General features: G+C 66.5%; 28 protein-coding genes and 1 pseudogene. 18 read left to right on the top strand and 11 right to left on the bottom strand.

Going from position 1 to position 26087, the window contains the following annotated elements:
* The first annotated feature begins 37 nt into the window (after nt 1–37).
* The gene (xerD, locus tag QFZ83_RS17990; protein WP_307508658.1) at nt 38–949 is read left to right on the top strand and encodes a site-specific tyrosine recombinase XerD; all 912 of its coding nucleotides are present in this window, start codon (nt 38–40) and stop codon (nt 947–949) included.
* A gap of 12 nt (nt 950–961) precedes the next feature.
* Here the strand turns inward: xerD and QFZ83_RS17985 are convergent, their stop codons facing one another.
* On the bottom strand, nt 962–1846 hold the full coding sequence (locus tag QFZ83_RS17985) for a LysR substrate-binding domain-containing protein (RefSeq protein ID WP_013540580.1): 885 nt from the start codon (nt 1844–1846) through the stop codon (nt 962–964).
* A gap of 252 nt (nt 1847–2098) precedes the next feature.
* Between QFZ83_RS17985 and phnD the strand changes: the two genes are divergently transcribed.
* From phnD to QFZ83_RS17925, 12 genes and pseudogenes are all read left to right on the top strand, one after another.
* Nucleotides 2099–2962, top strand: a complete 864-nt coding sequence (gene phnD, locus QFZ83_RS17980) for a phosphonate ABC transporter substrate-binding protein (RefSeq protein ID WP_307512749.1) — start codon at nt 2099–2101, stop codon at nt 2960–2962.
* Nucleotides 2959–3792 (top strand): phosphonate ABC transporter ATP-binding protein, encoded by an 834-nt coding sequence (gene phnC, locus QFZ83_RS17975; RefSeq protein WP_307508655.1) that lies wholly within the window; start codon nt 2959–2961, stop codon nt 3790–3792. Before phnD ends, phnC begins: the two co-directional genes overlap by 4 nt.
* Complete coding sequence (gene phnE, locus QFZ83_RS17970) at nt 3789–4610, top strand: phosphonate ABC transporter, permease protein PhnE (protein WP_307508653.1); 822 nt, start codon at nt 3789–3791, stop codon at nt 4608–4610. The genes phnC and phnE overlap by 4 nt, the downstream gene beginning before the upstream one ends.
* A complete protein-coding gene (gene phnA / locus QFZ83_RS17965) occupies nt 4607–5878 on the top strand; it encodes a phosphonoacetate hydrolase (protein ID WP_307508649.1) in 1272 nt (423 codons plus the stop codon). Before phnE ends, phnA begins: the two co-directional genes overlap by 4 nt.
* A gap of 10 nt (nt 5879–5888) precedes the next feature.
* On the top strand, nt 5889–6992 hold the full coding sequence (gene psrA / locus QFZ83_RS17960) for an iron-containing alcohol dehydrogenase PsrA (RefSeq protein ID WP_307508646.1): 1104 nt from the start codon (nt 5889–5891) through the stop codon (nt 6990–6992).
* Complete coding sequence (gene phnY / locus QFZ83_RS17955) at nt 6989–8449, top strand: phosphonoacetaldehyde dehydrogenase (RefSeq protein WP_307508642.1); 1461 nt, start codon at nt 6989–6991, stop codon at nt 8447–8449. Before psrA ends, phnY begins: the two co-directional genes overlap by 4 nt.
* Nucleotides 8450–8475: 26 nt before the next feature.
* Nucleotides 8476–9099: pseudogene (locus tag QFZ83_RS17950) on the top strand (DUF72 domain-containing protein); the annotation flags it as partial.
* 142 nt (nt 9100–9241) lie between these two features.
* Nucleotides 9242–10210: a tripartite tricarboxylate transporter substrate binding protein gene (locus QFZ83_RS17945; RefSeq protein WP_307508638.1), complete on the top strand. Its 969-nt coding sequence runs from the start codon at nt 9242–9244 to the stop codon at nt 10208–10210.
* A 12-nt stretch (nt 10211–10222) separates the two neighbouring features.
* Nucleotides 10223–11209 (top strand): tripartite tricarboxylate transporter substrate binding protein, encoded by a 987-nt coding sequence (locus QFZ83_RS17940; protein ID WP_307508636.1) that lies wholly within the window; start codon nt 10223–10225, stop codon nt 11207–11209.
* A 51-nt stretch (nt 11210–11260) separates the two neighbouring features.
* On the top strand, nt 11261–11857 hold the full coding sequence (locus QFZ83_RS17935) for a TetR/AcrR family transcriptional regulator (RefSeq protein ID WP_307508634.1): 597 nt from the start codon (nt 11261–11263) through the stop codon (nt 11855–11857).
* A gap of 95 nt (nt 11858–11952) precedes the next feature.
* Nucleotides 11953–13086 (top strand): thiolase family protein, encoded by a 1134-nt coding sequence (locus tag QFZ83_RS17930; RefSeq protein WP_307508632.1) that lies wholly within the window; start codon nt 11953–11955, stop codon nt 13084–13086.
* Between the two features lie 54 nt (nt 13087–13140).
* Complete coding sequence (locus QFZ83_RS17925) at nt 13141–13620, top strand: MaoC family dehydratase (RefSeq protein WP_306877468.1); 480 nt, start codon at nt 13141–13143, stop codon at nt 13618–13620.
* A 10-nt stretch (nt 13621–13630) separates the two neighbouring features.
* Here the strand turns inward: QFZ83_RS17925 and QFZ83_RS17920 are convergent, their stop codons facing one another.
* Both QFZ83_RS17920 and QFZ83_RS17915 read right to left on the bottom strand, forming a co-directional pair.
* Nucleotides 13631–14320 carry a pentapeptide repeat-containing protein gene (locus QFZ83_RS17920; RefSeq protein WP_307508630.1) on the bottom strand — a complete coding sequence of 230 codons (690 nt, stop codon included), beginning with the start codon at nt 14318–14320 and terminating at the stop codon, nt 13631–13633.
* Nucleotides 14317–15135 (bottom strand): ferritin-like domain-containing protein, encoded by an 819-nt coding sequence (locus tag QFZ83_RS17915; RefSeq protein ID WP_306877466.1) that lies wholly within the window; start codon nt 15133–15135, stop codon nt 14317–14319. The genes QFZ83_RS17920 and QFZ83_RS17915 overlap by 4 nt, the downstream gene beginning before the upstream one ends.
* Nucleotides 15136–15172: 37 nt before the next feature.
* Between QFZ83_RS17915 and QFZ83_RS17910 the strand changes: the two genes are divergently transcribed.
* Nucleotides 15173–15697: a gamma carbonic anhydrase family protein gene (locus tag QFZ83_RS17910; RefSeq protein ID WP_013540595.1), complete on the top strand. Its 525-nt coding sequence runs from the start codon at nt 15173–15175 to the stop codon at nt 15695–15697.
* 31 nt (nt 15698–15728) lie between these two features.
* The gene (locus tag QFZ83_RS17905; RefSeq protein WP_013540596.1) at nt 15729–16727 is read left to right on the top strand and encodes an Hsp33 family molecular chaperone HslO; all 999 of its coding nucleotides are present in this window, start codon (nt 15729–15731) and stop codon (nt 16725–16727) included.
* A gap of 33 nt (nt 16728–16760) precedes the next feature.
* On the opposite strand, the gene QFZ83_RS17900 is transcribed toward QFZ83_RS17905, so the two are convergent.
* The 8 genes from QFZ83_RS17900 to QFZ83_RS17865 all read right to left on the bottom strand — a co-directional run bounded on the left by QFZ83_RS17900 (nt 16761) and on the right by QFZ83_RS17865 (nt 23671).
* The gene (locus tag QFZ83_RS17900; protein ID WP_306877465.1) at nt 16761–17750 is read right to left on the bottom strand and encodes a hypothetical protein; all 990 of its coding nucleotides are present in this window, start codon (nt 17748–17750) and stop codon (nt 16761–16763) included.
* A 32-nt stretch (nt 17751–17782) separates the two neighbouring features.
* The gene (locus QFZ83_RS17895; protein ID WP_307508628.1) at nt 17783–18463 is read right to left on the bottom strand and encodes an ATP-binding protein; all 681 of its coding nucleotides are present in this window, start codon (nt 18461–18463) and stop codon (nt 17783–17785) included.
* Nucleotides 18460–19080: a nicotinamide riboside transporter PnuC gene (gene pnuC, locus QFZ83_RS17890; protein WP_306877463.1), complete on the bottom strand. Its 621-nt coding sequence runs from the start codon at nt 19078–19080 to the stop codon at nt 18460–18462. The genes QFZ83_RS17895 and pnuC overlap by 4 nt, the downstream gene beginning before the upstream one ends.
* Before the next feature lie 22 nt (nt 19081–19102).
* The gene (gene ftsB, locus QFZ83_RS17885) at nt 19103–19381 is read right to left on the bottom strand and encodes a cell division protein FtsB (protein WP_306877462.1); all 279 of its coding nucleotides are present in this window, start codon (nt 19379–19381) and stop codon (nt 19103–19105) included.
* Nucleotides 19382–19481: 100 nt separating this feature from the next.
* Nucleotides 19482–20765, bottom strand: a complete 1284-nt coding sequence (gene eno, locus QFZ83_RS17880; RefSeq protein ID WP_013540608.1) for a phosphopyruvate hydratase — start codon at nt 20763–20765, stop codon at nt 19482–19484.
* Nucleotides 20766–20791: 26 nt separating this feature from the next.
* The gene (locus tag QFZ83_RS17875; RefSeq protein WP_013540609.1) at nt 20792–21082 is read right to left on the bottom strand and encodes a DUF1330 domain-containing protein; all 291 of its coding nucleotides are present in this window, start codon (nt 21080–21082) and stop codon (nt 20792–20794) included.
* Nucleotides 21079–21936 carry a 3-deoxy-8-phosphooctulonate synthase gene (kdsA, locus tag QFZ83_RS17870; RefSeq protein WP_307508626.1) on the bottom strand — a complete coding sequence of 286 codons (858 nt, stop codon included), beginning with the start codon at nt 21934–21936 and terminating at the stop codon, nt 21079–21081. The genes QFZ83_RS17875 and kdsA overlap by 4 nt, the downstream gene beginning before the upstream one ends.
* 55 nt (nt 21937–21991) lie before the next feature.
* A complete protein-coding gene (locus tag QFZ83_RS17865; protein ID WP_013540611.1) occupies nt 21992–23671 on the bottom strand; it encodes a CTP synthase in 1680 nt (559 codons plus the stop codon).
* Between the two features lie 130 nt (nt 23672–23801).
* On the opposite strand from QFZ83_RS17865, the gene coaBC reads away from it, so the two are divergent.
* From coaBC to dut, 3 genes are read left to right on the top strand one after another with little or no spacing between them, the layout of a single operon-like run.
* On the top strand, nt 23802–25025 hold the full coding sequence (gene coaBC, locus QFZ83_RS17860; protein ID WP_307508623.1) for a bifunctional phosphopantothenoylcysteine decarboxylase/phosphopantothenate--cysteine ligase CoaBC: 1224 nt from the start codon (nt 23802–23804) through the stop codon (nt 25023–25025).
* On the top strand, nt 25025–25480 hold the full coding sequence (locus QFZ83_RS17855) for a hypothetical protein (protein WP_307508620.1): 456 nt from the start codon (nt 25025–25027) through the stop codon (nt 25478–25480). Before coaBC ends, QFZ83_RS17855 begins: the two co-directional genes overlap by 1 nt.
* Nucleotides 25481–25927, top strand: a complete 447-nt coding sequence (dut, locus tag QFZ83_RS17850) for a dUTP diphosphatase (protein WP_306877456.1) — start codon at nt 25481–25483, stop codon at nt 25925–25927. It begins immediately after the preceding gene.
* The last annotated feature ends 160 nt before the right edge of the window (nt 25928–26087 follow it).

Here is a 26087-nt window from a genome sequence, read left to right as displayed (position 1 = left end):
ATTCGGGGCGGCTTTTTCTTTTGTTATCTTGCACCGCATGACCGAGGCCGCCGCAGCACCCACCCCTGAGATCGACGAGTTCATCGATGCCCTCTGGCTCGAGGACGGGCTCTCGAAGAACACGCTGGCCGCTTACCGGCGCGATCTCGCGTTGTTCTCGCAGTGGCTGGGCAAGCAGCGCAGCGGCGTCGCGCTCGACACCGCACAAGAGTCCGACGTGCAGGCCTACATGGGCGTGCGCCTCTCCACAAAGGGCAAGGCCACCTCGGCCAACCGGCGGCTCACCGTGTTCAAGCGCTACTACCGATGGGCGCTGCGCGAGCGCCGCATCACGGCGGATCCGACGATCCGGCTCGCACCCGCACGGCAGATGCCGCGTGCCATCAAGACGCTATCAGAGAAGCAGGTTGATGACCTCTTGGCCGCACCCGACGTCGAAACGCCGCTGGGCCTGCGCGATCGCGCGATGCTCGAGGTGATGTACGCCAGCGGCCTCCGCGTGAGCGAACTGGTGGCGCTCAAGGTCATCGACATGAGCCTCAACGACGGCGTGCTGCGCGTGCTCGGAAAGGGCAACAAGGAGCGGCTCGTGCCCTTCGGCGGCGAGGCGCGGCGCTGGATCGAGCGTTACCTCGACGAGTCGCGGCCCGTCATCCTCGATGGACAGCAGACGCCCGACCTCTTCGTGACCGCGCGCGGCGCGGGCATGACGCGCGTGATGTTCTGGATCATCGTGAAGAAGCAGGCCGCGGCTGCCGGCATCCATGTGCCGCTGTCGCCGCACACGCTGCGGCATGCCTTCGCCACGCACCTCTTGAACCATGGCGTGGACCTGCGCGCAGTGCAGCTGCTGCTCGGCCATGCCGACATCTCCACGACCACCATCTACACGCACGTGGCGCGCGAGCGCCTGAAGCAGCTGCACGCGGCGCACCATCCGCGCGGCTGAGCCCGCGGCGGTTCAGGCCTTGCGCTTGCGCGCTTCGATGGCCGGCACCAGCGTGTCGAAGAAGGCGCTGACCATGCGCATCTCGCGTCGCTCCGCGAGGCACAGCACGTGCGCGTACGTGAAGATCTCGGTGTCGCTGAAGCCCACCATGCGCAGGTCGGGGCTCGGCACGAACTCCACGCTCGATACCGCCGCGATGCCCAGGCCCTGCGACACGGCTTCGCGGATCACTTCGCGGCTGCTGATCTCCATCACCACATCGACCTCGACCTTCGCCTTGGCGAGCGCAAGTTCGAGCGCCTTGCGCGTGGTCGATCCTTGCTCCCGCATGATGAGCCGCTCGCCCTGCAGCTCCGCAAGCCGGATGTTGCGCCGGCGCGCAAAGCGATGCGTTGATGGAACGAACATCACGACCGGGTGCTGGCTGAACGGCACCGACAGGAACCGGTCGTCGCGCACCATCTGCGCGAGCACGCCGACATCGGCGCTGTAGTCGACGAGGCTGTCGAGTACGTCCTGCGAATTGCCGGTGCTTACGGTGACCTTCACACCGGGGTAGCGCAGGCTGAAGTCGACCAGCATCTTGGTCACGTGATACGGCCCCACGGCCGCCACGCGCAGGTGGCCGGTGCGCAGCGTGCCCGCATCGCCAAGCAGCGCAACCGCATCGCCTTCGAGGCTGAAGATCTGCTGCGCGAGCTGCATCAACTGTTCGCCGATTTCGGTGAGCTGCACGCGCCGGCCGCGCCGGTGAAAGAGCTCCACCTGATAGGCCTCTTCGAGAAACCGCACCTGCGTGGTGATGGTGGGCTGGCTCACATGCAGGTGTTCGGCGGCCTTGGTGAAGCTGCCCTCGCGGGCCACGGCATAGAAAGAACGCAGCTGTGTGAGGCGCATGGGGAAGACCCTTTGAATCTATAGATTCAGTATATAGATCATTGAAAAAATTTGAATTTGTTCGATACGAGCCTCGGTGATTTACTCCGCTTCAAGACGGACCAGGCAGCGACAGAAATACGCCGGACGTCCCGAAATCCTCTCAATGTCATGACCACGACACGAAGCACTGGAAGACTCGGAACGGGCGCTTTTGCCCTTCGAAAACACCAGGAGGAATTCATGCAACACAGACCACTGGAGACAACCATGATGAAGCGCAGAAAGTTGCTGTTCGGCACTGCAGCCGTCACAGCGTCCGCCTTCGTGCCGATGGCACGGGCACAGCAGGTTCTCACTGTCGGGCTGATTCCTTCCGAGGATTCGCGCGCCATGATCGCCAACAGCCAGGCCATGATGGACATGCTGTCCAAGGCCCTGGGATTCGCGGTCAAGCCCTTCGTGGCGGCCGACTACAACGGCGTGATCGAGGCGCTGCGTTCCAAGCGTCTCGACGTGGCCTACCTCGGCCCGTTCTCGTACGTGCTGGGCGCAACGGTCGCCGACATCGAGGCCTTCGCCGTCGCCGAAACCAAGAAGGCCGGACGCACCTTCTATTACAGCCAGATCGTCACGCACAAGGACACCGGCATCAAGACGGTGGCCGACCTGAAGGGCAAGACCTTCGCGTTCGTCGACCCGAGTTCCACGTCGGGCCACCTGTTCCCGAAGGCGGGGCTGATGAAGCTGGGCTTCAACACCGACAAGGATTTCGGCCGCGTGATCTTCTCGGGCTCGCACGACTCGAGCGCGATCGCGGTGCAGAACAAGAAGGTGGACGCCGCGGCGATTGCCGACCGCATCCTCGATGCCGCGGTTTCCAAGGGTCTCGTCAAGCGCGAAGACCTGGTCGAAGTCTGGAAGTCGGACCCGATTCCCGAGTCGCCCACCGTCTGGCGCAAGGACCTGCCCGCCGACCTCAAGACGCGCGTGCAGGCTGCCTTCCTGCAGGTGAAGAACATCCCCTGGTCCGACCAGGGCGAGCTCAACGGTTTCCACCCGACCAACGACGCGGCCTACAACATCATCCGCGACACGGCCAAGGTGCTGAACCTCGACCTGAGGAAAATGAAATGATCGAAATCCGCGGCCTCTGCAAGCGCTACGGCGACTTCACCGCGCTCCACCGCGTCGACCTCACGGTGGGCAAGGGCGAGTTCGTCGTCATCCTGGGCGCATCGGGCGCGGGCAAGTCCACCTTGCTTCGCTGCATCAACCACCTGGCCGAGCCGAGCGAGGGCGAGATCCATGTCGATGGCGAGCGCTCGCGTGGCGACCGCGCCGGCCTCCGCAAGGTGCGCCGCGACGTGGCGATGATCTTCCAGCACTACAACGTGGTGCCGCGCCTGTCGGTGCTGAAGAACGTGCTGACCGGGCGGCTCGGCTCGATGCCGGCCATCGCCTCGTGGTTCCAGATCTTCCCTGCGAAGGACATCGCGATTGCCCGCGAATGCCTGCGCCGCGTGGAGCTCGACCACAAGTCGGACCTGCGCACCGACACGCTTTCGGGCGGCCAGAAGCAGCGTGTGGGCATCGCCCGTGCGCTGGCGCAGCAGCCCAAGGTGATCCTGGCCGACGAGCCCGTCGCGAGCCTCGATCCGAAGACCTCGCGCAAGGTGCTCAACTACCTGAAGCAGGCCAGCAGCGAAGCGGGCATCACCGTCATCTGCAACCTGCACCAGGTGGACTACGCCCGCGAATTCGCGCAGCGCGTGATCGGTGTCGCGGGCGGCCGCGTGGTGTTCGAAGGCCGTCCCGACGAGCTGACCGAAGAGGTGCTGCAACGCATCTACCCGGGTGGCCTGGAAGACGGCCCGATCGAGCCGACCGCACCCGCCGCATCGCCCGCAGCCGCTCCCGTGGCCGCGGTGCGCCCCGCCCAGCAACTCGCCCTGGAGCAATCATGATCGCCATCGGACGCTACAACCTGCTGGTCGCCAAGAGCGGCGGCAACCCGGGCTGGTGGAAGTACGCCCTCGTCGGCCTCGGTGCGCTGGGCGTGATGTGGTGGGCCGCCATCGGCAGCCAGGTGAGCTTCAGCGAACTGGCCAAGGGCATGCCGTGGATCGCCGACTTCCTCGGCCGCATGCTGCCGCCCAACTGGGAGTTCATGCAGCGGTTGGTGAAGCCGGCCATCGAGACGGTGCAGATCGCGCTCTGGGGCACGCTGCTGTCGGTGATTCTTGCGGTGCCGCTGTGCTTCTTCGCGGCGCGCAACATCTCGCCGAACCTCGCGGTGTTCCATGCAATGCGGCAGGTGCTGAACATCACGCGCGGCATCAACGAGATCATCCTCGCGCTGATCTTCGTGGCGGCTGTGGGCCTGGGGCCGTTCCCCGGCGTGCTGGCCCTGGCGCTGCATGGCGCGGGCATGCTCGGCAAGTTCTTCGCCGAATCGATTGAAGAGATCGACCAGGGTCCGCTCGAAGCATTGCGCGCCACCGGCGCCGGCCCCATACAGACCATCATCTTCGGCGTGATCCCGCAGGTCGTGACCGCGTGGATCGGCGTCATCGTCTACCGCTTCGAGACCAACCTGCGCCAGGCCACGGTGCTGGGCATGGTGGGGGCGGGCGGCATCGGCTTCGAACTGGTGGGGAGCATGAAGCTCTTCCAGTACCAGGACACCGCGACCTGCATCCTGGTGATCGTCGTCATGGTGATGACGGCCGACTACCTGTCGACCAAGTTGCGCGCATGGATTCAGCAAGGAGCGCATCAATGACCAGCAGCAAGCCCACCCTTCCGGATGTCTCGGTGAACGGCCGCACTTACAGGTCGCCCGCGCAACCCGTCGTCGTGGTGTGCGTCGATGGCTGCGAGCCCGACTACATCACGCAGGCAATCCAGGCCGGTGTCGCACCTTTCATGAAGAAGATGCTGGCCGCTGGAAGTTCACTGGTGGGCGACTGCGTGGTGCCCAGCTTCACGAACCCGAACAACCTCTCGATCGTGACCGGCGCGCCGCCCTCGGTGCACGGCATCTGCGGCAACTACTTCCTCGACACCGCCCAGGGCAAGGAAGTGATGATGAACGACCCCGCCTACCTGCGTGCCGAGACGCTGCTGGCGGTGTTCTCCAAAGCCGGCGCGAAGGTCGCGGTGATCACGGCCAAGGACAAGCTGCGCACGCTGCTCGGCCACCGCATGGAAGGCATCTGCTTCTCGGCCGAGAAGGCCGACCAGGCGACGCGCGCCAACGGCGGCATCGACGATGTGCTGGCGCTGGTCGGCAAGCCCGTGCCCTCGGTCTACAGCGCCGACCTGAGCGAGTTCGTGTTCGCGGCCGGCGTGAAGCTGATGGAGACGCAGCGGCCCGACCTCATGTACCTCTCGACCACCGACTATGTGCAGCACAAGTGCGCGCCGGGCACGGCCGGCGCCAACGACTTCTACGCGATGATGGACGGCTACCTCGCGCAGCTCGACGCACTGGGCGCGACCATCGCGCTCACCGCCGACCACGGCATGAGCCCCAAGACCGATGCGGCCGGCAACCCGCGCATCGTGTTCCTGCAGGAGGTGCTCGATGAGCGCCTCGGCGCGGGGCGCGGCCGGGTGATCCTGCCGATCACCGATCCGTACGTGGTGCATCACGGCGCGCTCGGTTCCTTTGCGACCGTGTACCTCGAAGCGGGTGTCGATGTGCCCGCGCTGGTCGAAGCGCTGCGCGGAACGGATGGCATCGAACAGGTGCTCACGCGCGACGAAGCGGCTCAACGCTTCGAGCTGCCGCCCGACCGCATCGGCGATCTCGTGGTGGTGTCCGACCACCTCGCCGTGATCGGCACGCGCGCCTCGGAGCACGACTTGAGCGGCCTCACGGTGCCGCTGCGTTCGCACGGCGGGCTGTCCGAGCAGAAGGTGCCGCTGCTGTTCAACCGGCAACTGCAGGGCGTCGATCCGAAGCGGCGGCTGCGCAACTTCGACATCTTCGACCTGGCACTGAATCACGCGATCCCTGCGGTCCACGCGGCACCTGCCGCCACCTGACGAGAAACCCATGAGCGCCAACTACCACAACCCCGTACAGAGCGTGTACGGGGCAGGGGCCCTGTCGTCCCTGCCGAAACTGCTCGATGGCCGCCGCGCCGCACTGGTGACCTTTCCAGAGGCCCGCGCCATCGGCCTGCTGGGCCGGCTGGAGTCTGTGCTGCAGGGCGCATTGGCCTGCACCATCGATCAGACGCGGCCCAACCCCGACGTTGCTGAACTGGCGAGTCTCTACGAGTGGTTCTGGCGCGAGCATGCGGATGTGGAGGTGCTCATCGCGGTCGGAGGCGGCAGCGCCATCGACACCGCGAAGGCGCTCATGGTCGCAAACGATGCGGCGAGTTTTTCCGATCTGGTGGCGGGCCTTGCCGGCGAGCGGCCCTTCGTGCCCACGCGCAGCAAGATGCTGATCGCCGTGCCCACCACCGCCGGCACCGGCAGCGAGGTCACGCCCTGGGCCACGGTGTGGGACCGCGAGCGGCAGAAGAAGTATTCGCTGCACCTGCCCGAGACCTGGCCGCGCTATGCAGTGGTCGACCCGGAGCTGATGCTGTCGCTGCCCGCGGCCGTCACGCTGCAGAGCGGGCTCGATGCGCTGTCGCATGCATTGGAGGCGATCTGGAACGTGAATGCGAATCCGCTGTCCGACACGTTCGCCGTCTCCGCCGTGCGTGACACGCTCGAGGTGCTGCCGCAGTTGATGGGTCAGCTCGACAACGTTGAACTGCGAGGCCGCATGGCACTCGCGGCGCTCAAGGCCGGCATGGCGTTTTCCAACACCAAGACGGCGCTCGCGCATTCCATCTCCTACGAGATGACGCTGCGCTACGGCCTGCCGCACGGCATCGCCTGTTCGTTCCTGCTGCCGATGGTGCTGGAGCGTGCGATCGGCCGGCGTGCCGACCGCGATGCGGTGCTGCGTGAAGCCCTTGGCATGCCGCTCGCGGAGGCGCCGCAGCAACTGGCGGCCTTCATCGAATCGCTGGGCGTGAAGACGCGCTTCGCCGATTACGGCGTGGGCGACGACGAAGCCCGCGAGATGCTGCTGCACGCCCAGGGCGGTGCGCGCGGCAAGAACTTCATCGGCAATGACCTTGCGGAGAACCAGGCATGACGACGACTTCGACACCGCACCGTGACAGCGCCGGCTTTCGTGCCGAGTCCCTGCGCATCGGCGGCGAGCGCGTGCGGCGCGAGCGCACGCTCGATGTGTTCAACCCCTACACCAACGAGCGCGTGGGCACCGTGCCGCTCGCTTCGGTGGACGATGTGCGCGAGGCCTTCCGCATCGGCCATGCGTATCGCTCGACGCTGTCGCGCTACGAGCGCGCGAGCATCCTGCAGCGGGCCTGCGCATTGCTGCGCGCACGGGCCGACGAAGGGGCCGCGATCATCACGATGGAATCGGGCTTGTGCAAGAAGGATGCGCTCTACGAGATCGGCCGCGTCGCCGACGTGCTGACCTTCGGCGCGACCGAGGCGCTGCGCGACGACGGGCAGGTGTTCTCTTGCGACCTCACCGCGCACGGCAAGAAGCGCAAGGTCATCACGTTGCGCGAGCCGCTGCTGGGCGTAATCACCGCGATCACGCCGTTCAACCATCCGATGAACCAGGTGGCGCACAAAGTGGTGCCGAGCATCGCGACCAACAACCGCATGGTGCTCAAGCCTTCGGAGAAGGTACCGCTGTCGGCCTTCTACCTGGCCGACATCCTCTACGAAGCGGGGCTGCCGCCCGAGATGTTCCAGGTGGTGACGGGCGACCCGCGCGAGATCGCCGACGAGCTCATCACGAACGCGCAGGTGGACCTGGTCACCTTCACGGGCGGCGTGGCCATCGGCAAGTACATCGCGGCGAAGGCCGGCTATCGGCGCATCGTGCTGGAACTGGGCGGCAACGATCCGCTGATCGTGATGGAAGACGCGGACCTCGACCGCGCCTCCGACCTCGCGGTGCAGGGCTCGTACAAGAACTCGGGCCAGCGCTGCACGGCGGTGAAGCGCATGCTGGTGCACAAGGATGTGGCGAGCGAATTCACCGAGCGCGTGGTCGAGAAGACGAAGCGCTGGAAATACGGCGACCCCGCGGATGCGAACAACGACATGGGCACGGTGATCGACGAGGCCGCGGCCCGCCGCTTCGAATTGCTGGTGGACGAGGCGGTGGCATTGGGTGCGCGGCTGCTCGTGGGCAGCCGGCGCGAGGGCGCGCTCTATTCGCCGACCGTGCTGGACAACGTGCGCCCCGAGATGACGGTGGTGCGCGAGGAGACCTTCGGCCCCGTCTCGCCGATCATCCGATTCGGCAGCATCGACGAGGCGATCGCGATCTCGAACGGCACGGCCTACGGCCTGTCGTCGGGCATCTGCACCGACCGCATGGACTACGCGACCCGCTTTGCCAACGAGCTGAAGGTGGGTACGGTGAACGTGTGGGAGGTGCCGGGCTACCGCATCGAGCTCACGCCCTTCGGCGGCATCAAGGACTCGGGGCTGGGCTACAAGGAAGGGGTGCAGGAGGCGATCAAGTCGTTCACCAACGGCAAGACCTTCACGATGCCCTGGGGCTGAACGGGCGACCTGCTTACGATGCGGGGATGACGCAGATCATTCCCGGAATGCCGCGCATCGGGTGCGCGGGTTGGAGCCTGCCCCGTGACCTGTGGCCGGCGTTTCCCGCCGAGGGCACGCACCTCGAGCGCTATGCGCAGCGCTTCGATGCGGTGGAGATCGATACCTCGTTCTATCGGCCTCACAAGCGCGAGACCTACGAGCGCTGGGCCGCGAGCACACCCAGCGGATTTCGCTTCGCGGTCAAGCTGCCGAAGACCGTCACGCACGAGCAGCGGCTGGCCGGCGCGATGCCGGCCTTCGATGAATTTCTGTCGCAGGTCGTGGGGCTGGGCGACAGGCTCGGGTGCCTGGTCGTGCAACTGCCGCCGAGCCTCGCTTTCGATGCTGCCGTGGTTCGCCGGTTTCTCGCCGATGTGCGGCAGAGGCACACCGGTCCCGTGGCACTGGAGCCGAGGCATCGCAGCTGGTTCGTGCCGGTGGCCGAGTCGCTGCTGTCGCGCTTCGAGGTCGGTCGCGTGCTGGCCGATCCGGTGCTGTTCGACGAAGCGGCGGCGCCCGGCGGATGGCCGGGGCTTGTCTACCTGCGGTTGCACGGGTCGCCGCGCCGTTACTGGTCGGCCTACGACGATGCGCTGCTGGAGCGGCTCGCATCGCGTCTGCAGCGCGCGCGAGGAGGGCGCCGCGTGCTGGTGCATCCTCGACAACACGGCGGGCGGCGCAGCGGTCGGCAACGCGATGACCTTGGCGCGGCTGTTACAAAATCGCTGATTCATTCGAGGAGACATACCCATGAAATTCAGCAGACTTTGCGCCGGCGTTGCGCTGGCTGCCGCCGCCGGGCTCGCCGCGGCGCAAGGCTTTCCCACTGCCAAGCCCATTCGGCTGATCGTCGGCTATCCGCCCGGCGGCGGCATCGACTTCGCGGCGCGCACGGTGCAGGTGCCGCTGCAGGAGGCGCTCAAGCAGCAGTTGGTGGTCGACTACAAGCCCGGCGCGAGCGGCATGATCGCCGCAACCGAACTCACGCGCCAGCCGGCCGACGGCTACACGCTGCTGCTGGCCAACACGGGTCCCTTTGCCATCGCGCCGTACCTGCAGAGCAAGCCGCCGTACGACCCTATCAAGCAGTTCACCTACATCGGCCAGATCAGCCAGGGCAGCTACATCGCGGTGACGCGGCCCGACCATCCGGCGAAGAACCTCAAGGAGTTCGTCGCCTGGGCCAAGGGGCAGCCGGGCAAGGTCAATTTCGCCTCGGGCGGCAATGGCACCTCGACGCACCTGAACGGCGAGCTGATGAACCAGGTGACGGGCCTGGACATGACCCATGTGCCCTACAAGGGCAGCGCGCCCGCGGTGCAGGATTTGCTCGGCGGGCAGACGCAGATCCTCATCGACGCGGGCAGCGTGCTGCTGCCGCAGGTGAAGGGCGGCAAGCTCAAGGCGCTGGCAGTGACCGGGCCGGTGCGCGATCCGCAACTGCCCGATGTGCCGACGGTGAAGGAACTTGGCCTGGCGGGCATGGAGTCGGTTGGGTTCCAGGGGCTGGTGGGGCCGGCAAACATGCCGAAGGACGTGGTTGACAGGCTCTCGAACGAGCTGGCCCGTGCGCTCGCGCAGCCCGAGATCAAGGCCAAGTTCGCGACGGCGGGTGCCGAGGTGCATTCGCTCGGCCCGGCCGAGTTCGCGGCCTTCGTCAAGTCGGACAATGAGAAGTGGTCCAAGCTCATCCGCGAGCGCAAGCTGCAACTCGACTGATTTCCCCTCCTCATGACAGACATGCATTTCAAGTTCAAGCCGTCGTGGCTTCTTCTCGCTGCGGCCGCGCTCTGCGCTGCCGGCGCGCAGGCACAGGCCCCATCCATCCCCAAGACAATCCGCCTCATCGTGGCGTACCCCGCAGGCGGCGTGAGCGACGTGGTCGCACGCGCGCTCGGCGACAGGCTCGCCGCGCAGATGGGCACCACAGTGGTCGTCGACAACCGCGCCGGCGCGAGCGGCGCCATCGGCATGGACGCGGTCGCCAAGGCCGCGCCCGATGGCGCGACCCTGGGCTTCTCGGCCATCAGCCCGCTGGTGCTGAGCCCGCACCTGGGCAAGCTGCCTTTCGATCCGCTGAAGGACATCGCGCCGGTCGCGAGCGTGATGTATTCACCGGTGCTGCTGATCGCCACGCCGGCCAGCAAGGCGAAGGATTTCCGCGCACTCGTTGCCGATGCCAAGGCGCAGCCCGGCGCCGTGCGCTGGGCCACGTCGGGGCCGGCGTCGCTCGGGCACATCGTGCTGGAGCAGGTGAGGGCGGCGACCGGTGTGGACATCACGCATGTGCCTTACAAGGGCGGCGGCCAGCAGCTCAACGATGCGCTGGGCGGGCAGTTCGAGATCCTCTCGACCAACGCGAGCCCGACGCTCACCTCGCACATCCAGTCGGGCAAGCTGCGCCCCTTGGCGGTGGGCGCGCCCGCGCGTCTCGACAGCCTGCCGCAGGTGCCCACGCTGGGCGAGCTGGGCTACAACGCGGCGAACATCAACTCGCTGTTCGGCGTGTTCGCGCCGGCAGCCACGCCGCCCGCACTTGTCGCGAAATACAACGCCGAGATCAACAAGGCGCTGGCGAGCCCCGAGTTGCGCGCCAAGCTCACGGCCACCGACAACGTGCCGACCGGCGGCACGGCCGCGGCCTTCGCCAAGGAGATCGCCTCGGAGTTCGAGAGCAACGGGCGCATCGTGAAGGCCGCGAACATCAAGGCGGATTGAGGAATGACCCTGAGGCTTGTGTCTGGAATTTCCCTACCTTATAGTAGGTAGATGAACGACGCCACCGCCACCCCCGCCGCGCTTGCCGCCGGCAGCACCCGGGACCAGATCCTCGGCGTGGCGCGCGGCCTGATCGAAACCCGCTCTTACCTGGGCTTCAGCTTCCAGGATGTGGCCAATGCGGTCGGCATTCGCAAGGCGAGCCTGTACCACCATTTCCCGACCAAGGAAGCGCTGGGCATCGCGGTGATCCGGCAGGCCACGCAGTACTTCAAGGACTGGGATGCGGCCCGCGAGCGCGAACCCCAGGACGCGCTCGACTCGTATTTCCGCATGTACCGCAACACGCTGAAGGCCGGCTCGGGCATGTGTCCCGCCGGCTCGCTGGCGCCAGGGTGGGATTGCATCAACGAAGAGCTGCGCCAGGCGGTGCAGGAGCTGCGCCACACGCAGGTGCTGTGGCTCACCGGCGTGCTGGGCGCGCTGGCGCCGGCAGGGGCGCGGAAGAAGGGCGCTCCCTCGGTCGCTGCGCAGGCCAGTTATGTGTTCTCGGTGTGCCAGGGCGCGCTGCTCGCATCGCGCATGACGGGGCGTGTCGAAGACTTCGACGAAGCCATCGCGCAACTCAGGAGTTCATTGCCCGGCTGACGGCCGGGCGGCATCGCAAGGCACGCATCGACGTGCCTATTTTTTGACCCATCAGCCTACCGATTGGATGGTAGATTTTCTCAAGGAGCATTTTCATGAAAGCCGTCATTTCCGCCTACGCCCGCTCGCCGTTCCACTTTGCGAAGAAGGGCGCCCTCGCCGAGGTGCGCCCCGACACCCTGGCCGCCGGCGTGGTGAAGGGCCTGCTGCAGCGCACCGACCTCGACCCCGCGCTGCTCGAAGACATCATCCTGGGCTGCGCGTACCCCGAAGCCTCGCAGGGCAACAACGTCGCGCGCATCGTCGGCCTCCTGGCCGGGTTGCCGCACGAGGTGGGCGGCATGACGGTGAACCGCTTCTGCGGCTCGTCGATGCAGGCCGTGCACATCGCCGCGGCGCAGATCGAGGCGGGCATGGGCGAGGGGTTCCTCTGCGTGGGCGTCGAGTCGATGACGATGGTGCCGCAGGGTGGCTTCAACTTCTCGCCCAGCCCCGAACTGCTGGCCAATACCGACGCGTACATCTCGATGGGCGAGACGGCGGAGAACGTCGCGCAGCGCTGGAACGTGAGCCGCGCCGACCAGGAAGCGTTCGCGGTCGATTCGCACCGCAAAGCGGCCGCCGCGCGCGCGGAAGGCCGGCTTGCAGGCGAGATCGTGCCCGTGCGCCTGGCTTCGGGCGACGTGGTGGATGCGGACGGCTGCATCCGCCCGAGCACCTCGGCCGAAGCGCTGGCCAACCTCAAGCCCGCGTTCCGCCCCGATGGCGTGGTGACGGCCGGCACCTCGTCGCCACTCACCGACGGCGCGGCCGTCGTGCTCGTGACCAGCGATGCCTTCGCCGCGAAGCATGGCCTGCAGATGCTCGCGCGCATCAAGTCGTTCGCAACCGTGGGTGTGGACCCGGCCGTCATGGGCATCGGTCCGATCCCCGCGACCCGCAAGGCACTGGCTCGTGCGGGCCTGACCGCGGCGGACCTCGACGTGATCGAGATCAACGAAGCCTTCTCGTCGCAGGCGCTCGCGTGCATCCGCGATCTCGGCCTCGACCCCGCGAAGATCAACCTCGACGGCGGCGGTCTCTCGATCGGCCATCCGCTGGGCGCGACCGGCGCGCGCATCACGGGCAAGGCGGCGTCACTGCTGGTGCGCGAGAAGGGCCGTTATGCGCTGGCCACGCAGTGCATCGGCGGCGGGCAGGGCATCGCGACCATCCTGGAGCGCGTCTGACCGAAGGAAAGTTCGAAAATGCGCTCATGCGCGAACCCACGACAAGGAGACCCTATGACCGCATCCACTGACACCGGCGCGAAGCGCGCGCTGTACCTCGAAGACCTGTCGGTCGGCGACCGTTTCCAGAGCGGCGAACACACGCTCGACGTGGCGCAGATCAAGGCCTTCGCGCTGCAGTTCGATCCGCAGCCCTTTCACACCGACGAAGAGGCCGCGAAGCACACCTTCTTCGGCGGCCTCGCGGCGAGCGGCTGGCACACGGCGGCGCTCACGATGAAGCTGCTGGTGGAGAGCGGCGTGCCGCTGGCCGACGGCATCATCGGCTCGGGTGGCGAGCTGCAGTGGCCCAAGCCGACGCGGCCCGGCGACGTGCTGCATGTGGTGAGCGAGGTGGTCGACATCACGCCCTCGCGCTCCAAGCCCGGCCGCGCGATGGTGACGATGCGCTGCCAGACGCGCAATCAGCGCGGCGAGGTGGTTCAGTACTTCACGCCGAAGCTGGTGGTGCACAGCAGGCCCACAGCGGCCTGACCTGCCGGACTCAGACCACGCGCAGGCCGAGCTCCTCGACCAGCGACGCGGCCTGCCGGTGCGAAATGGTCGCGCCCTTGAACTGCGCGGCGTTGGCCAGGCGCAGGCCGCCCAGGTCGGCATCGCGCAAGTCCGCACCTTCGAAGCGCGCGAGCTTCAGGTGCGCGTTGCGCAGGCTCCCGCCTTCGAACACGGCCTCGCGGAAATCGCAGCCCGAGAGGTCGGCTTCGGAGAAGTCCAGTTGCGCGAGCGTTTGCTTGCGGAACGACAGGCTGCGCAGGTGCGCATCGACCAGCAGCGAATCCTTGAAGACGATGCCCAGCGCGGAGACTTCGGCGAAGTGCGCACCCGTGAGCTTCACGCCGCTGAAGAGCGCGGAAGCCAGCTTGGCGCGGGTCCACTGCGTGTTGTTGAGGTCGCAGTCCTGGAAGCGCGCGTTCGTGAGATCTGCGAGACCGAAGTCGGCCTGGCGTGCCCGGCATCCGGCCCAGCGGGTTTCCGACAGCAGTGCGCGGTCGAACGATGTCTCGGCGAAGTTGCACAGCGTGAATTGCGCGCCGCGCAGGTCGAGCCGGGACAGGTCCGCTTCGTCGAAGTTGCAGCGTTCGAAGTGCAGGGGTGCGTCGCGGCCTTGCAGGCAGGCGACGAGGTCGGCGCGGGACCAGGTCTGGTCGGAAATCACGGAGGCAGTGGTGGTCATGTCGATGTGTCGGAGCCGGCTGCCAGCATGCGCAGTTCTTCGGCGGTGAAGCCCGCGCGCTTGCGGGCTTCGAGATTGAATGGGGGCCTGATGCGCGGCGCATCGTAGCGCGCCACGAGCGCCGGGTAGTTGGCTTCGGCATCGAGCCCCGTGCGATCGCAGAGCCAGCGATACCAGTGATTGCCGATGGCGACATGGCCCACCTCGTCGCGCAGGATGATGTCCAGGATCTCCACCGCGCGCAGCGCATCGGGCGTGTTGACGCGCCGGAGCTTCGCCTGGATCAGCGGCGTGGCGTCGAGCCCGCGCGCCTCCAGCGTGCGCGGCACCAGCGCCATGCGGGCGAGCACGTCGTCCTTGGTCTTCTCGCACATGTTCCACAGGCCGTCGTGGCCGGGGAAGTCGCCGTAGCGCCAGCCCATGTCCCGCAGGTGCGTGTGCAGCAGCGTGAAGTGCAGCGCCTCCTCGTCGGCTACGCGCAGCCAGTCGCGGTAGTAGGCCTCGGGCATGCCGTCGTAGCGCCAGACCGCATCGAGCGCGAGGTTGATCGCGTTGAACTCGATGTGGCAGATCGAATGGATCAGCGAGGCACGGCCTTCGGGCGTGAAGGGCGAGCGCTTCTGCACCGCGGTGGCGGACACGCGCACGGGCTTCTCGGGGCGGCCCGGCACGCCCAGGTCGTCGCCTTCGGTGCGGATTGGGTCGGTTGCTATGGAATCGGTAGCGGCCAGCGCTGCGGTGGCGCGTGTTGCAGCCACCTTTTGTTCAGGATCGGAGAGTCGCAGCGCGGCCAGCGCGCTCAATCGGGGGTGCATCCCTACAATTCTAGTTTTTGCCCCCGGAGACCCCACGATGGCCCTCTACGAACTCGACGGCGTTGCGCCACAACTTGGCACAGGCGCCTGGGTCGCCGACAGCGCCGAAGTGATCGGCAACGTGAAGCTGGGCGAGAACGCCAGCATCTGGTTCGGCGCCGTGCTGCGCGGCGACAACGAGACCATGACCATCGGCCGCAACAGCAACGTGCAGGACATGTCGATGCTGCATTCCGACCCCGGCAGTCCGCTCACCGTGGGCGAGAACGTCACCATCGGCCACCAGGTCATGCTGCACGGCTGCACCATCGGCGACAACTCGCTCATCGGCATCCAGGCGGTGGTCTTGAATAACGCGAAGATCGGCCGCAATTCGATCGTTGGCGCCGGCAGCGTGGTCACCGAGGGCAAGGAGTTTCCTGACAACTCCCTCATCTTCGGCTCGCCCGCCAAGGTGATGCGCACGATCAGCGACGAAGACGCCGCCCGCCTGCGCCATGGTTCCGACCATTACGTCGAAAACGCCGTTCGCTATGCGAAGGGCTTGAAGAAAATTGCCTGACCCCGCGCAGGCCCAATAGAAAGAATCCGTTTTGAGCGAGCTGCACAAATTCCTGTTCGATGGCCTGCCGGTGCGCGGCATGATCGTGCGCCTGACAGATGCGTGGCAGGAGATCCTTGCGCGGCGCGCCTCCAACACCGCCACCGGTGCCTACCCGCCGCCCGTGGCCGAGCTGCTCGGCGAGATGACCGCTGCGGCCACGCTGATGCAGTCCAACATCAAGTTCAACGGCGCGCTGATCCTGCAGATCTTCGGCGACGGCCCCGTCAAGGTCGCCGTGGCCGAGGCCAAGCCCGACCTGAGCCTGCGCGCCACCGCCAAGGTGATCGGCGACCTGCCGGCCGATGCGCGCCTGCCCGACATGGTCAACGTGAGCAACAAGGGCCGCTGTGCGATCACGCTCGATCCCAAGGACAAGCTCCCGGGCGCCACCCCCTACCAGGGCGTCGTGCCGCTTTTCGACGACGAAGGCGAGAAGCTCGGCAAACTCAGCGACGTGCTGCAGCACTACATGCTGCAGAGCGAACAGCTGGACACCACGCTGGTGCTCGCAGCCGACGACAAGGTCGCGGCCGGCCTCTTGATCCAGCGCCTGCCCGTGAAGGGCGAGGGCAACCTCGAAGGCACGTCCGACAAAGACCGCGATCAGGCCAACGAAGACCAGATCGGCTTGAACGAGGACTACAACCGCATCTCGATCCTCGCCTCCAGCCTCACGCGCGACGAGCTGCTCACGCTCGACATCGAGACCATTCTTCGCCGCCTGTTCTGGGAAGAAAAGCTGCTGCGCTTCGAGCCGCAGGCCGGCCCGCAGGGTCCGCACTTCGCATGCACCTGCGGCCGCGAGCGCGTGGCGCAGATGATCCGCGGGCTCGGCGTGGAAGAAGCCGAGGAGATCCTCGCCGAGCGCGGCGACATCGAGGTCGGCTGCGACTTCTGCGGCAAGCAGTACCGCTTCGATGCGGTCGATGCGGCGCAGATTTTCAGGCCGCCTACGGATCAGATTCCGGGCAGTTCGATCGTTCAGTAAGGCGCAGCGCGGCGGCTGGCTCTGCCTTCTGCCCTAGCGGGCTTCGCCGTTGTTGTCGAAGCCGCTGAACTCGATGTCCGGCGCGCTCGTGTTGTGCTTCGAAGGCAGGCTGCGGCCGAAGCGCACCTGCGTGGCGCTGAGCGACTTCACTTCGGGCAAAGGCTTGGCTTGCGGCGCGGCGCCCGGCGACTCCTGCCAGCGCACTTCGCTCATATCGGCGTTGTCGGGCGTGACGTACATCGAGCGCAACACCGCGAAGGGTTGCGCACTCGCGGTGGGCTTCGACAGCGTCACATCCAGCGCCGTGCGCTTGCGGCTGATTTCGTCCACGCGCGCCACGGCACTGCCGCCGTTCGTGAAGCGCAGGTGGATCGCCAGCGGCTTGGGCACCACGCGGATCGACGCGATGTTCACCACCGGCCGCCCGGCCTGCTCGACCGGCCCCAGCAGGAACGACGAGCCGTACACACCATCGCCGAAGCGCGCCTCGGGCAGCGGCTTCAGGCGCCAGTAGCCGTCGGACGGGTACAGCACGATCGCCTCGAGCGCCTTGCCGTTCTCCTTCTTGAACACCTGCAGCAGATGAAAGCCGCGGTCGCTGCGTTTGCCTACCTGCACCGGCACGCGCTGCGGCCGCCAGAAGGTGGGCAGCGTCATGCCGACGATGCGCCACTCGGCGTTGTCCAGCAGCACCACGGTGCGCTTCTTGAAGCGGTGCGCGGGGTCGGTGGGATGCGCGCCACCATCGAAATTGCAGCCCGAAAAATCAGGCGCGGTGACGTCGTTGCCGATCTTGTCGAGGTAGTCGGGCTGCAGCGCCTCGATGCGCATGTGGCGGATGCCCTCGCCGCGCAGCACCATGGAGACGTTGTCTTCCTCGGCGCAGGCCGTGGTCGTGGTGCCGTTCTCGATGGTGGCGGCGACGGGCGCCGCGAGGGCCGGGCCGGCCGACAGCAGCGCGGCGATGAAAAGGGGCAAGAGGGGCAGGAGGGAGGCGGTGCGCGGGGCGGGGTGCAGGGGCATCAGGTCTCCGTTGAAGAAGAACGGCGGCGTGCTTATTCGCGCCGCCCGATCAGGTCTGTGAAAAGCCGATGTTCGCATTCCGGGTCGGAACACTTCTCGCAAGGCCATGTCCACGCGGCGGGCTTTGCGTCGGCCTTGCCGCGCGCACGCGCACGGGTTTCGCGGTCTTCGCCGCTGGCGATCGAGTTGATGGCGTTCCACGCGTTGGCCAGGCGTTCGCCGCCGGTGCCGTGCACGACGGTGAACGAGAGCTTCGCGCCCGTCAGCGCTGCGCGCACGAGCGTGTCGGTCGGCTGGCGGGCATGGGGGCCGTCGCGCAGGTGGTCGGCGACCCAGGGAATGTCGAGCGCGGTCAGCAGCGTGATGGCGTAGCGCCGCTGGGCTGCGAGGGCACCAGCGTAGAGCGAGCGGTCGTCGAAGAGCTGCTCGCTGTAGACCGCGGTCATGAGCGCGGTGGTGTCGGCGATCGCCACGCCGGTTGCGGCGGCGGCGTCGATGCGGCGCGTCTGTTCGTCGGCAATGGCCTGCTGCTCGTCCGGGCGCGGCGTGCGGCCTTCGCAATCGCACCATTCGCGCAGGTACTCGCCCACGAGCGTCACCGGAATGCCGCGCTCCTGCAGGCGCTGCGCGATGGCGCGCGCCAGTTCGGTCTTGCCGGTGCTCTCGGCCCCCAGCACCGCGATGACGCAACCGGTCGGCAGCATCGGCGTCATGCGCGTTCCAGCGCCGGCAGGCGCCGCCGCCATGCCAGGTAACCGGCCACGCTGAGCACCGCGAACACGGCGTACAGGCCGACGGTGAGCCACAGGCCCTTGTGGATGAACAGGCCCACGCTCACGACGTTCACCGCCAGCCAGATGAGCCAGTTCTCGATGAACTTGCGCCCGAGCAGGAACTGGCCGACGAGGCTGAGGCCCGTGGCGAAACCGTCCCACCATGGCACATCGGTGTCGGTGAAGCGGCGAAGAAAAAGGGCGACCGCGGGCCATGCGATGGCGCAGGCGGCAAGGGTCAGCGTGATGCCGCGCGACGAGAGCCGGCTGACATGCAGCGCACTGCCGTCGCTGCGATGGCCGCTCAGCCATTGGAACCAGCCCCACAGCGCGACGAAGGCGAAGAACACCTGCAGCGACGCATCGCCGTAGATGCGCGCCTTGGCGAAGACCACGACATAGAGCAGCGAACTGAAAATGGCCAGCGGCCAGCCCCAGTGGATCTCGCGCATGTTGCAGCCGACCATCGCGAGCGCGAGGACGGCGGCCACGAGTTCGAGCCAGCTGACGGGGGAGCCCCAGAGCGCGAAGGCGGGGGCCGAGAGGAACTCGGGCATCAGCAGGCGGGGTGTTGAAGGGTCAATGCGCGATTTGCACGAACACTTCGTTCGGCTTGACCATGCCGAGTTCCGCTCGCGCACGTTCTTCGACCATCTCGAGCCCGTCCTTCAGGTCGTTGACCTCCGAGGCCAGCCGCTCGTTGGTGATCGTGGCCTTGGCGTTCGCTTCCTTCTGGTCGGTCAGCTTGGTCTGCAGTTGCGCGACGTCGCGCACGCTGCCGCGCCCGTTCCACAGCTGCCACTGGAGAACGACCAGCAGGAGCAGCAGGACGATGGGAGGAACGAAGCGCGCGCGCATGAGTGAATGTCTGTCTACGCCACCCGCACGCCGAGGCCGCCGCGCTGCCGTTCCGGATGGAGCGGCGAAGTGCGTGGCCTGGCGAGCCGGGTGGCTGGCATCACTTGAGGTTGTAGAACGCGCCGCGGCCGGGGTAGCTGGCGATGTCGCCGAGGTCTTCTTCGATGCGCAGCAGCTGGTTGTACTTGGCGATGCGGTCCGAACGCGAGAGCGAGCCGGTCTTGATCTGGCCGGCGTTGGTGCCAACGGCGATGTCGGCGATGGTGCTGTCCTCGGTTTCGCCCGAGCGGTGCGAAATGACGGCCGTGTAGCCCGCGCGCTTGGCCATCTCGATGGCGGCGAAGGTCTCGGTGAGCGTGCCGATCTGGTTGATCTTGATCAGGATCGAGTTGGCGATGCCCTTGTCGATGCCTTCTTGCAGGATCTTGGTGTTGGTGACGAACAGGTCGTCGCCCACCAGCTGCACGCGCTTGCCCAGACGCTCGGTCAGGTGCTTCCAGCCGTCCCAGTCGCCTTCGTGCATGCCGTCTTCGATGCTGATGATCGGGTACTTGTCGACCCAGTTGGCGAGCATGTCGGTCCAGCTTTCGGCCGAGAGCGAGAGGTTCTCGCCCGACAGCACGTACTTGCCGTCCTTGTAGAACTCGCTGGCGGCGCAATCGAGGCCGAGAGCGATCTGCTCGCCCGCGGTGTAGCCGGCCTTGTCGATGGCTTCGAGGATGAGCTGGATGGCCGCTTCGTGGCTCTCGACGCTGGGGGCGAAGCCGCCCTCGTCGCCGACCGCCGTGCTGATGCCGCGGTCGCCCAGGATCTTCTTCAGGGCATGGAACACTTCGGCGCCATAGCGCACGGCCTCGCGGAAGCTCTTGGCGCCCACGGGGATGATCATGAATTCCTGCAGGTCGAGGCTGTTGTTGGCGTGCGCGCCGCCGTTGATGACGTTCATCATCGGCACTGGCAGCTGCATGCCACCCATGCCGCCGAAATAACGGTACAGCGGCAGGCCCGATTCTTCGGCCGCGGCGCGGGCCACGGCCATCGAGACGGCGAGGGTGGCGTTGGCGCCCAGGCGCGCCTTGTTGTCGGTGCCGTCCAGGTCGATCATCGTGCGATCGAGAAAAGCCTGTTCGCTGGCATCGAGGCCGAGCACGGCTTCGGAGATCTCGGTGTTGATGTTCTCGACGGCCTTCAGCACGCCCTTGCCGAGATAGCGGCTCTTGTCGCCGTCGCGCAGCTCGATGGCTTCGCGCGAGCCGGTCGATGCGCCCGAGGGCACGGCCGCGCGGCCCATGGTGCCCGACTCCAGCAGCACGTCGCACTCGACGGTGGGGTTGCCTCGGCTGTCGAGAATTTCGCGGCCGACGATGTCAACGATTGCACTCATCTTTTGTCTTTCTCAAATAAAACGGATCACACACCTTCGACAACGATCATGCGCATGATCGCGGCGCCCTGACGCGCTGTGCGCGCCTTGCCGTATTCGGGCGATTCATTGAATTTCTTTGCGGCTTCGACGCTCGGGAACTTCAGGATCACGATGCGCTGCGGCGCCCAGTCGCCTTCGAGCACTTCGACCTTGCCGCCGCGCGCGCACACCTCGGCACCGTGCGCCTTCATGGCTTCGGTGGACCACTTCTTGTAGTCCTCGTACTGCACCGGGTTGGTGACTTCGACGTTGGCGATGATGTAGGCGCTGGTCATTGCTGAAAGATGTCCTCGAGGAAAGCGTTTTTCTTGGTGACCCGGTCGAGCGCGACGAGCGTCTCGAGCAGGGCCTTCATGTGCTTGAGCGGCACGGCGTTGGGGCCGTCGCTCAATGCCTTGGCGGGATCGGGGTGCGTCTCCATGAAGAGGCCGGCCACGCCCACGGCCACGGCCGCGCGCGAGAGCACGGGCACCATCTCGCGCTGGCCGCCCGAGGTCGTGCCCTGGCCGCCGGGAAGCTGCACCGAGTGGGTGGCGTCGAACACCACGGGCGCCTTCGTCTCCCGCATGATCGCGAGCGAGCGCATGTCCGAGACGAGGTTGTTGTAGCCGAAGCTCGCACCGCGTTCGCAGGCCATGAAGCTGTCTTCGTCCAGGCCCGCTTCCTTGGCGGCCGCACGCGCCTTGTCGATCACGTTCTTCATGTCGTGCGGCGCGAGGAACTGGCCCTTCTTGATGTTGACCGGCTTGCCCGACTGCGCCGCAGCGTGGATGAAGTCGGTCTGGCGGCAGAGAAACGCGGGCGTCTGTAGCACGTCGACCACCTTGGCGGCCTCGGCGATGTCTTCGGTGGTGTGCACGTCGGTCAGTACCGGCAGGCCGAGTTCGCGCTTCACCTTGGCGAGGATTTCAAGGCCCTTGTCGCGGCCCGGGCCGCGAAAGCTCGTGCCCGAGGAGCGGTTGGCCTTGTCGAAGCTGCTCTTGAAGATGAACGGAATGCCCAGCGCCGAGGTGATTTCCTTCAGCGTCCCGGCGGTGTCCATCTGCAGCTGCTCGGATTCGATCACGCAGGGGCCGGCGATCAGGAAGAAGGGCTGGTCCAGCCCGACGTCGAACCCGCAGAGCCTCATTCGGACGCCTCCACGCTGCGCACTGCGGTGTTCGCCTTCGAAGCGGCCCAACGGCTCATGCAACAGCCTTCAGGCTCTTCGAGCCGCCCGCGCCCTGGGCCTTGTGATCGAGCGCTGCCTTGATGAACGCGTTGAAAAGCGGATGGCCGCCCCACGGCGTCGACTTGAACTCGGGGTGGAACTGCACGCCCATGAACCACGGGTGCACGTCCTGCGGCAGCTCGACGATTTCGGTCAGGTGCTCGCGCTGCGTGAGCGCGGAGATCACGAGGCCGGCGGCGCGCAGCTCGTCCAGGTAGTTGACGTTGGCTTCGTAGCGGTGGCGATGGCGCTCGGTGACCACGTCGCCGTAGATGCTGTGGGCCAGCGTGCCGGGCGAAACGTCGGAGCTCTGCGCGCCTAGGCGCATGGTGCCGCCGAGGTCGGACTTCGCATCGCGCGTCTTCACGGTACCGTCGGCGTCCTTCCATTCGGTGATCAGCGCGATCACGGGGGTGGGCGTCTCGGGGTCGAACTCGGTGCTGTTGGCGTTCTTCAGGCCCGCCACGTGGCGTGCGTATTCGATGGTGGCCACCTGCATGCCCAGGCAGATGCCCAGGTACGGCACCTTGCCTTCGCGGGCGAATCGGGCCGCGGAAATCTTGCCTTCCACGCCGCGCTGGCCGAAGCCGCCGGGCACGAGGATGGCGTCGTATTTCGCGAGGCGAGACACGTCTTGCGCGGAGATGGTTTCCGAGTCGATGTAGTCGATCTTCACGCGCGCATGGTTCTTCATGCCGGCGTGGCGCAGCGCCTCGTTGAGCGACTTGTAGCTGTCGGACAGGTCGACGTACTTGCCGACCATGGCGATCGAGACTTCCTGCTGCGGATGCTCGACCTCGTAGACCAGGTCGTCCCAGCGCTGCAGCTTGGCGGGCGGAGTGTTGATGCGCAGCTTGTCGCAGATGAGGCCGTCCAGGCCCTGCTCGTGCAGCATGCGGGGCACCTTGTAGATGGTGTCCACGTCCCACATGGAGATGACGCCCCATTCGGGCACGTTGGAGAACAGCGAGATCTTGGCGCGTTCGTCGTCCGGAATCGGGCGGTCGGCGCGGCACAGCAGCACGTCGGCCTGGATGCCGATGGCGCGCAGTTCCTTGGCCGTGTGCTGCGTCGGCTTGGTCTTGAGCTCACCGGCGGCGGCGATCCAGGGCACGTACGACAGGTGCACGAAAGCGGAGTTGTTCGGGCCGTTGCGCAGGCTCATCTGGCGCACGGCTTCCAGGAAGGGCAGCGACTCGATGTCGCCGACCGTGCCGCCGATCTCGACGATGGCCACGTCGACCTCGTGCGAGGTGCCGATGCCGGCGCCGCGCTTGATGTATTCCTGGATTTCGTTGGTGATGTGCGGGATCACCTGCACCGTCTTGCCGAGGTAGTCGCCGCGGCGCTCCTTCTCGAGCACGGTCTTGTAGATCTGGCCGGTCGTGAAGTTGTTGGCCTTGCGCATCCGCGTGTTGATGAAGCGCTCGTAGTGGCCGAGGTCGAGGTCGGTCTCGGCGCCGTCATCGGTGACGAACACCTCGCCATGCTGGAAGGGCGACATCGTGCCGGGGTCGACATTGATGTACGGATCAAGCTTGATGAGGGTGACTTGGAGGCCGCGCGATTCGAGGATCGCAGCGAGAGAGGCGGAGGCGATTCCCTTGCCAAGGGAAGATACGACACCACCGGTGACGAAGACAAATTTGGTCATGCCAGTTCCGGATGCGTGAATCCGGGCAGTGGGAAATTGCGATTATAGGTGTGCCCTTTGCGACACCTTCCGCTGGGGGCTTGTTGCCATTTGTTCGATGGCCTATGAGCAACAATACACAATACGGCCCATGCAAGATCTCGCTGGAAAACACATCGTCCTGGGACTCACGGGCGGCATCGCCTGCTACAAGTCGGCCGAGCTTTGCCGGCTGTTCGTGAAGGCCGGCGCCACCGTCCAGGTCGTGATGACCGAGGCCGCCGAGCAGTTCATCACGCCGGTGACGATGCAGGCGCTTTCCGGCCGCACGGTCTACACCTCGCAGTGGGACACCCGCGAGCCGAACAACATGCCGCACATCAACCTGAGCCGAGAGGCCGATGCGATCGTGCTGGCGCCATGCAGCGCCGACTTCATCGCCCGCCTCGTGCAGGGCCGCTCCGACGACCTGCTGAGCCTGATGTGCCTGGCCCGCCCGACGGACCGCATTCCGCTCCTGATCGCCCCCGCCATGAATCGCGAGATGTGGGCCCACCCGGCCACCCAGCGCAACCTGATGCAGGTGTCGGCCGACGGCGCGACCGTGCTGGGCGTGGGCAGCGGCTGGCAGGCCTGCGGCGAAACGGGCGACGGGCGCATGCTCGAGCCGGCTCAACTGCTCGAGGACATCACGGCTTTCTTTCAGCCCAAGCTGCTGGCAGGGCAGAAGGTGCTGGTCACCGCGGGCCCGACCTTCGAGGCGCTGGACCCGATTCGCGGCATCACCAATCACTCGTCCGGCAAGATGGGTTTTGCCATTGCCCGCGCCGCCCGCGAGGCCGGTGCCGAAGTCACGCTGGTGGCTGGCCCCGTGCACCTGCCGACGCCGCGCGGCGTGACCCGCGTCGATGTGCTTTCGGCAGAGGACATGCTCGAAGCCACCACCCGCGCAGCGCAGAGCGCTAGCATTTTTGTAGCTACCGCCGCCGTCGCCGACTGGCGCCCGGCCACGCACAGCGACCAGAAGATCAAGAAGGACGGCAGTGGCAAGACGCCGGTGCTCAACTTCGTCGAGAACGCCGACATCCTGCTCACGGTCGCCAAGAGCGAGCGGGCCCAGGCCAAGAAGCTGTTCTGCGTCGGCTTCGCGGCCGAGAGCGAGAACCTCGTCGAACACGCCAAGGCCAAGCGCGAGCGCAAGGGAATTCCGCTCCTGGTGGGCAATATCGGACCGCTGACCTTCGGGCAGGACGACAACGCACTGCTGCTCGTGGACGCCAAGGGCGTGCGCGAACTGCCCCGCGCACCCAAGCTCACGCTGGCGCGTGAACTGATGACGGAGATTGCCGCACGACTTCCCGACTGGAGAGCCTGATGAACACCGAATCGAACACGCCGCCCAATGGCGACTTCGCCCGCTACGTCGAGCAGCTTTCGGCGCGGGCGGCACTGCCGAAACGGCCGGCGCAGCCGGGGGAGCCCGGGCTGGATGTCGGCATGAACCAGTCGCCCGGCCAGCAGGGCCCAGTTTCGGCCGCGATGCAGCGCGCCGACCTGCCGAACGGCGCGGTGCCGAAACGGGAGCCGGGCGCGTTCGACCCGGTGCTGCTCAAGGTGCTGGGCGCGGTGGGAGCGCTGGTGTTCCTGGTGCTGTGGTCGATCGGCGTGCCGTTCTTCGTGCTGGTCGCAGGGTTCGCCGTGGCGGCCTGGTTCGGCAAGAGTTTTTTCAAGGGTTTGAAGCTCACGCCGGGCGTGGCCAAGTGGCAGCAGGTGCTCGAAGAGGCCACCCGCAAGCAAAGAGAACAGCAGCAACAAAAGCAAGGCAAGTAAGTGAAAGTCGACGTTCGTATCCTCGATCCACGCATGGTGGATCAATTGCCCGCATATGCCACTCCCGGAAGCGCCGGCCTCGATCTGCGGGCCTGCCTCGATGCGCCGATCACGCTGGAGCCCAACGGCTGGCAACTGGTGGGCACCGGCATCGCGATCCACTTGGCCGACCCGGCGTTCGCGGCGCTGATCCTGCCGCGCTCGGGGCTGGGCCACAAGCACGGCATCGTGCTGGGCAACCTCGTCGGGCTGATCGACAGCGACTACCAGGGCGAACTCAAGATCAGCGCCTGGAACCGCAGCGACACGCCCTTCGTGCTGCAGCCGATGGAGCGGCTCGCGCAACTGGTGATCGTGCCGGTGGTGCAGGCGCAGTTCCGGGTGGTCACGGAATTCGAGGCGTCGCAGCGCGGCGAGGGCGGCTACGGCTCCACGGGCAAGCACTGAGCGAGCACCAAAAGCTGAAGCCAGCCTGAGTAACTGCCAGGTAAGCGAGGGGTAAAGAGCGGAACCGCCGCAGCGGCGCCGCGCTCGAAAGTTTCAGCATGTGTCTTGCGTCATCGCAGCGAAAGCTGCGGCGTTATTCACAGGCAGCGCACTTTCTCGC

The organism is Variovorax sp. W1I1, from assembly GCF_030815625.1.
Classification (GTDB): domain Bacteria; phylum Pseudomonadota; class Gammaproteobacteria; order Burkholderiales; family Burkholderiaceae_C; genus Variovorax; species Variovorax paradoxus_C.
Note: the sequence above shows the minus strand (reverse complement) of the source record. Positions and strands in the feature narration are given on the sequence as shown.

Coding starts and splice junctions, on each gene's coding strand:
- xerD (WP_307508658.1), top strand. CDS start 38: ATGACCGAGGCCGCCGCAGCACCCACCCCTGAGATCGACGAGTTCATC.
- QFZ83_RS17985 (WP_013540580.1), bottom strand. CDS start 1,846: ATGCGCCTCACACAGCTGCGTTCTTTCTATGCCGTGGCCCGCGAGGGC.
- phnD (WP_307512749.1), top strand. CDS start 2,099: ATGAAGCGCAGAAAGTTGCTGTTCGGCACTGCAGCCGTCACAGCGTCC.
- phnC (WP_307508655.1), top strand. CDS start 2,959: ATGATCGAAATCCGCGGCCTCTGCAAGCGCTACGGCGACTTCACCGCG.
- phnE (WP_307508653.1), top strand. CDS start 3,789: ATGATCGCCATCGGACGCTACAACCTGCTGGTCGCCAAGAGCGGCGGC.
- phnA (WP_307508649.1), top strand. CDS start 4,607: ATGACCAGCAGCAAGCCCACCCTTCCGGATGTCTCGGTGAACGGCCGC.
- psrA (WP_307508646.1), top strand. CDS start 5,889: ATGAGCGCCAACTACCACAACCCCGTACAGAGCGTGTACGGGGCAGGG.
- phnY (WP_307508642.1), top strand. CDS start 6,989: ATGACGACGACTTCGACACCGCACCGTGACAGCGCCGGCTTTCGTGCC.
- QFZ83_RS17945 (WP_307508638.1), top strand. CDS start 9,242: ATGAAATTCAGCAGACTTTGCGCCGGCGTTGCGCTGGCTGCCGCCGCC.
- QFZ83_RS17940 (WP_307508636.1), top strand. CDS start 10,223: ATGACAGACATGCATTTCAAGTTCAAGCCGTCGTGGCTTCTTCTCGCT.
- QFZ83_RS17935 (WP_307508634.1), top strand. CDS start 11,261: ATGAACGACGCCACCGCCACCCCCGCCGCGCTTGCCGCCGGCAGCACC.
- QFZ83_RS17930 (WP_307508632.1), top strand. CDS start 11,953: ATGAAAGCCGTCATTTCCGCCTACGCCCGCTCGCCGTTCCACTTTGCG.
- QFZ83_RS17925 (WP_306877468.1), top strand. CDS start 13,141: ATGACCGCATCCACTGACACCGGCGCGAAGCGCGCGCTGTACCTCGAA.
- QFZ83_RS17920 (WP_307508630.1), bottom strand. CDS start 14,320: ATGACCACCACTGCCTCCGTGATTTCCGACCAGACCTGGTCCCGCGCC.
- QFZ83_RS17915 (WP_306877466.1), bottom strand. CDS start 15,135: ATGCACCCCCGATTGAGCGCGCTGGCCGCGCTGCGACTCTCCGATCCT.
- QFZ83_RS17910 (WP_013540595.1), top strand. CDS start 15,173: ATGGCCCTCTACGAACTCGACGGCGTTGCGCCACAACTTGGCACAGGC.
- QFZ83_RS17900 (WP_306877465.1), bottom strand. CDS start 17,750: ATGCCCCTGCACCCCGCCCCGCGCACCGCCTCCCTCCTGCCCCTCTTG.
- QFZ83_RS17895 (WP_307508628.1), bottom strand. CDS start 18,463: ATGACGCCGATGCTGCCGACCGGTTGCGTCATCGCGGTGCTGGGGGCC.
- pnuC (WP_306877463.1), bottom strand. CDS start 19,080: ATGCCCGAGTTCCTCTCGGCCCCCGCCTTCGCGCTCTGGGGCTCCCCC.
- ftsB (WP_306877462.1), bottom strand. CDS start 19,381: ATGCGCGCGCGCTTCGTTCCTCCCATCGTCCTGCTGCTCCTGCTGGTC.
- eno (WP_013540608.1), bottom strand. CDS start 20,765: ATGAGTGCAATCGTTGACATCGTCGGCCGCGAAATTCTCGACAGCCGA.
- QFZ83_RS17875 (WP_013540609.1), bottom strand. CDS start 21,082: ATGACCAGCGCCTACATCATCGCCAACGTCGAAGTCACCAACCCGGTG.
- kdsA (WP_307508626.1), bottom strand. CDS start 21,936: ATGAGGCTCTGCGGGTTCGACGTCGGGCTGGACCAGCCCTTCTTCCTG.
- QFZ83_RS17865 (WP_013540611.1), bottom strand. CDS start 23,671: ATGACCAAATTTGTCTTCGTCACCGGTGGTGTCGTATCTTCCCTTGGC.
- coaBC (WP_307508623.1), top strand. CDS start 23,802: ATGCAAGATCTCGCTGGAAAACACATCGTCCTGGGACTCACGGGCGGC.
- QFZ83_RS17855 (WP_307508620.1), top strand. CDS start 25,025: ATGAACACCGAATCGAACACGCCGCCCAATGGCGACTTCGCCCGCTAC.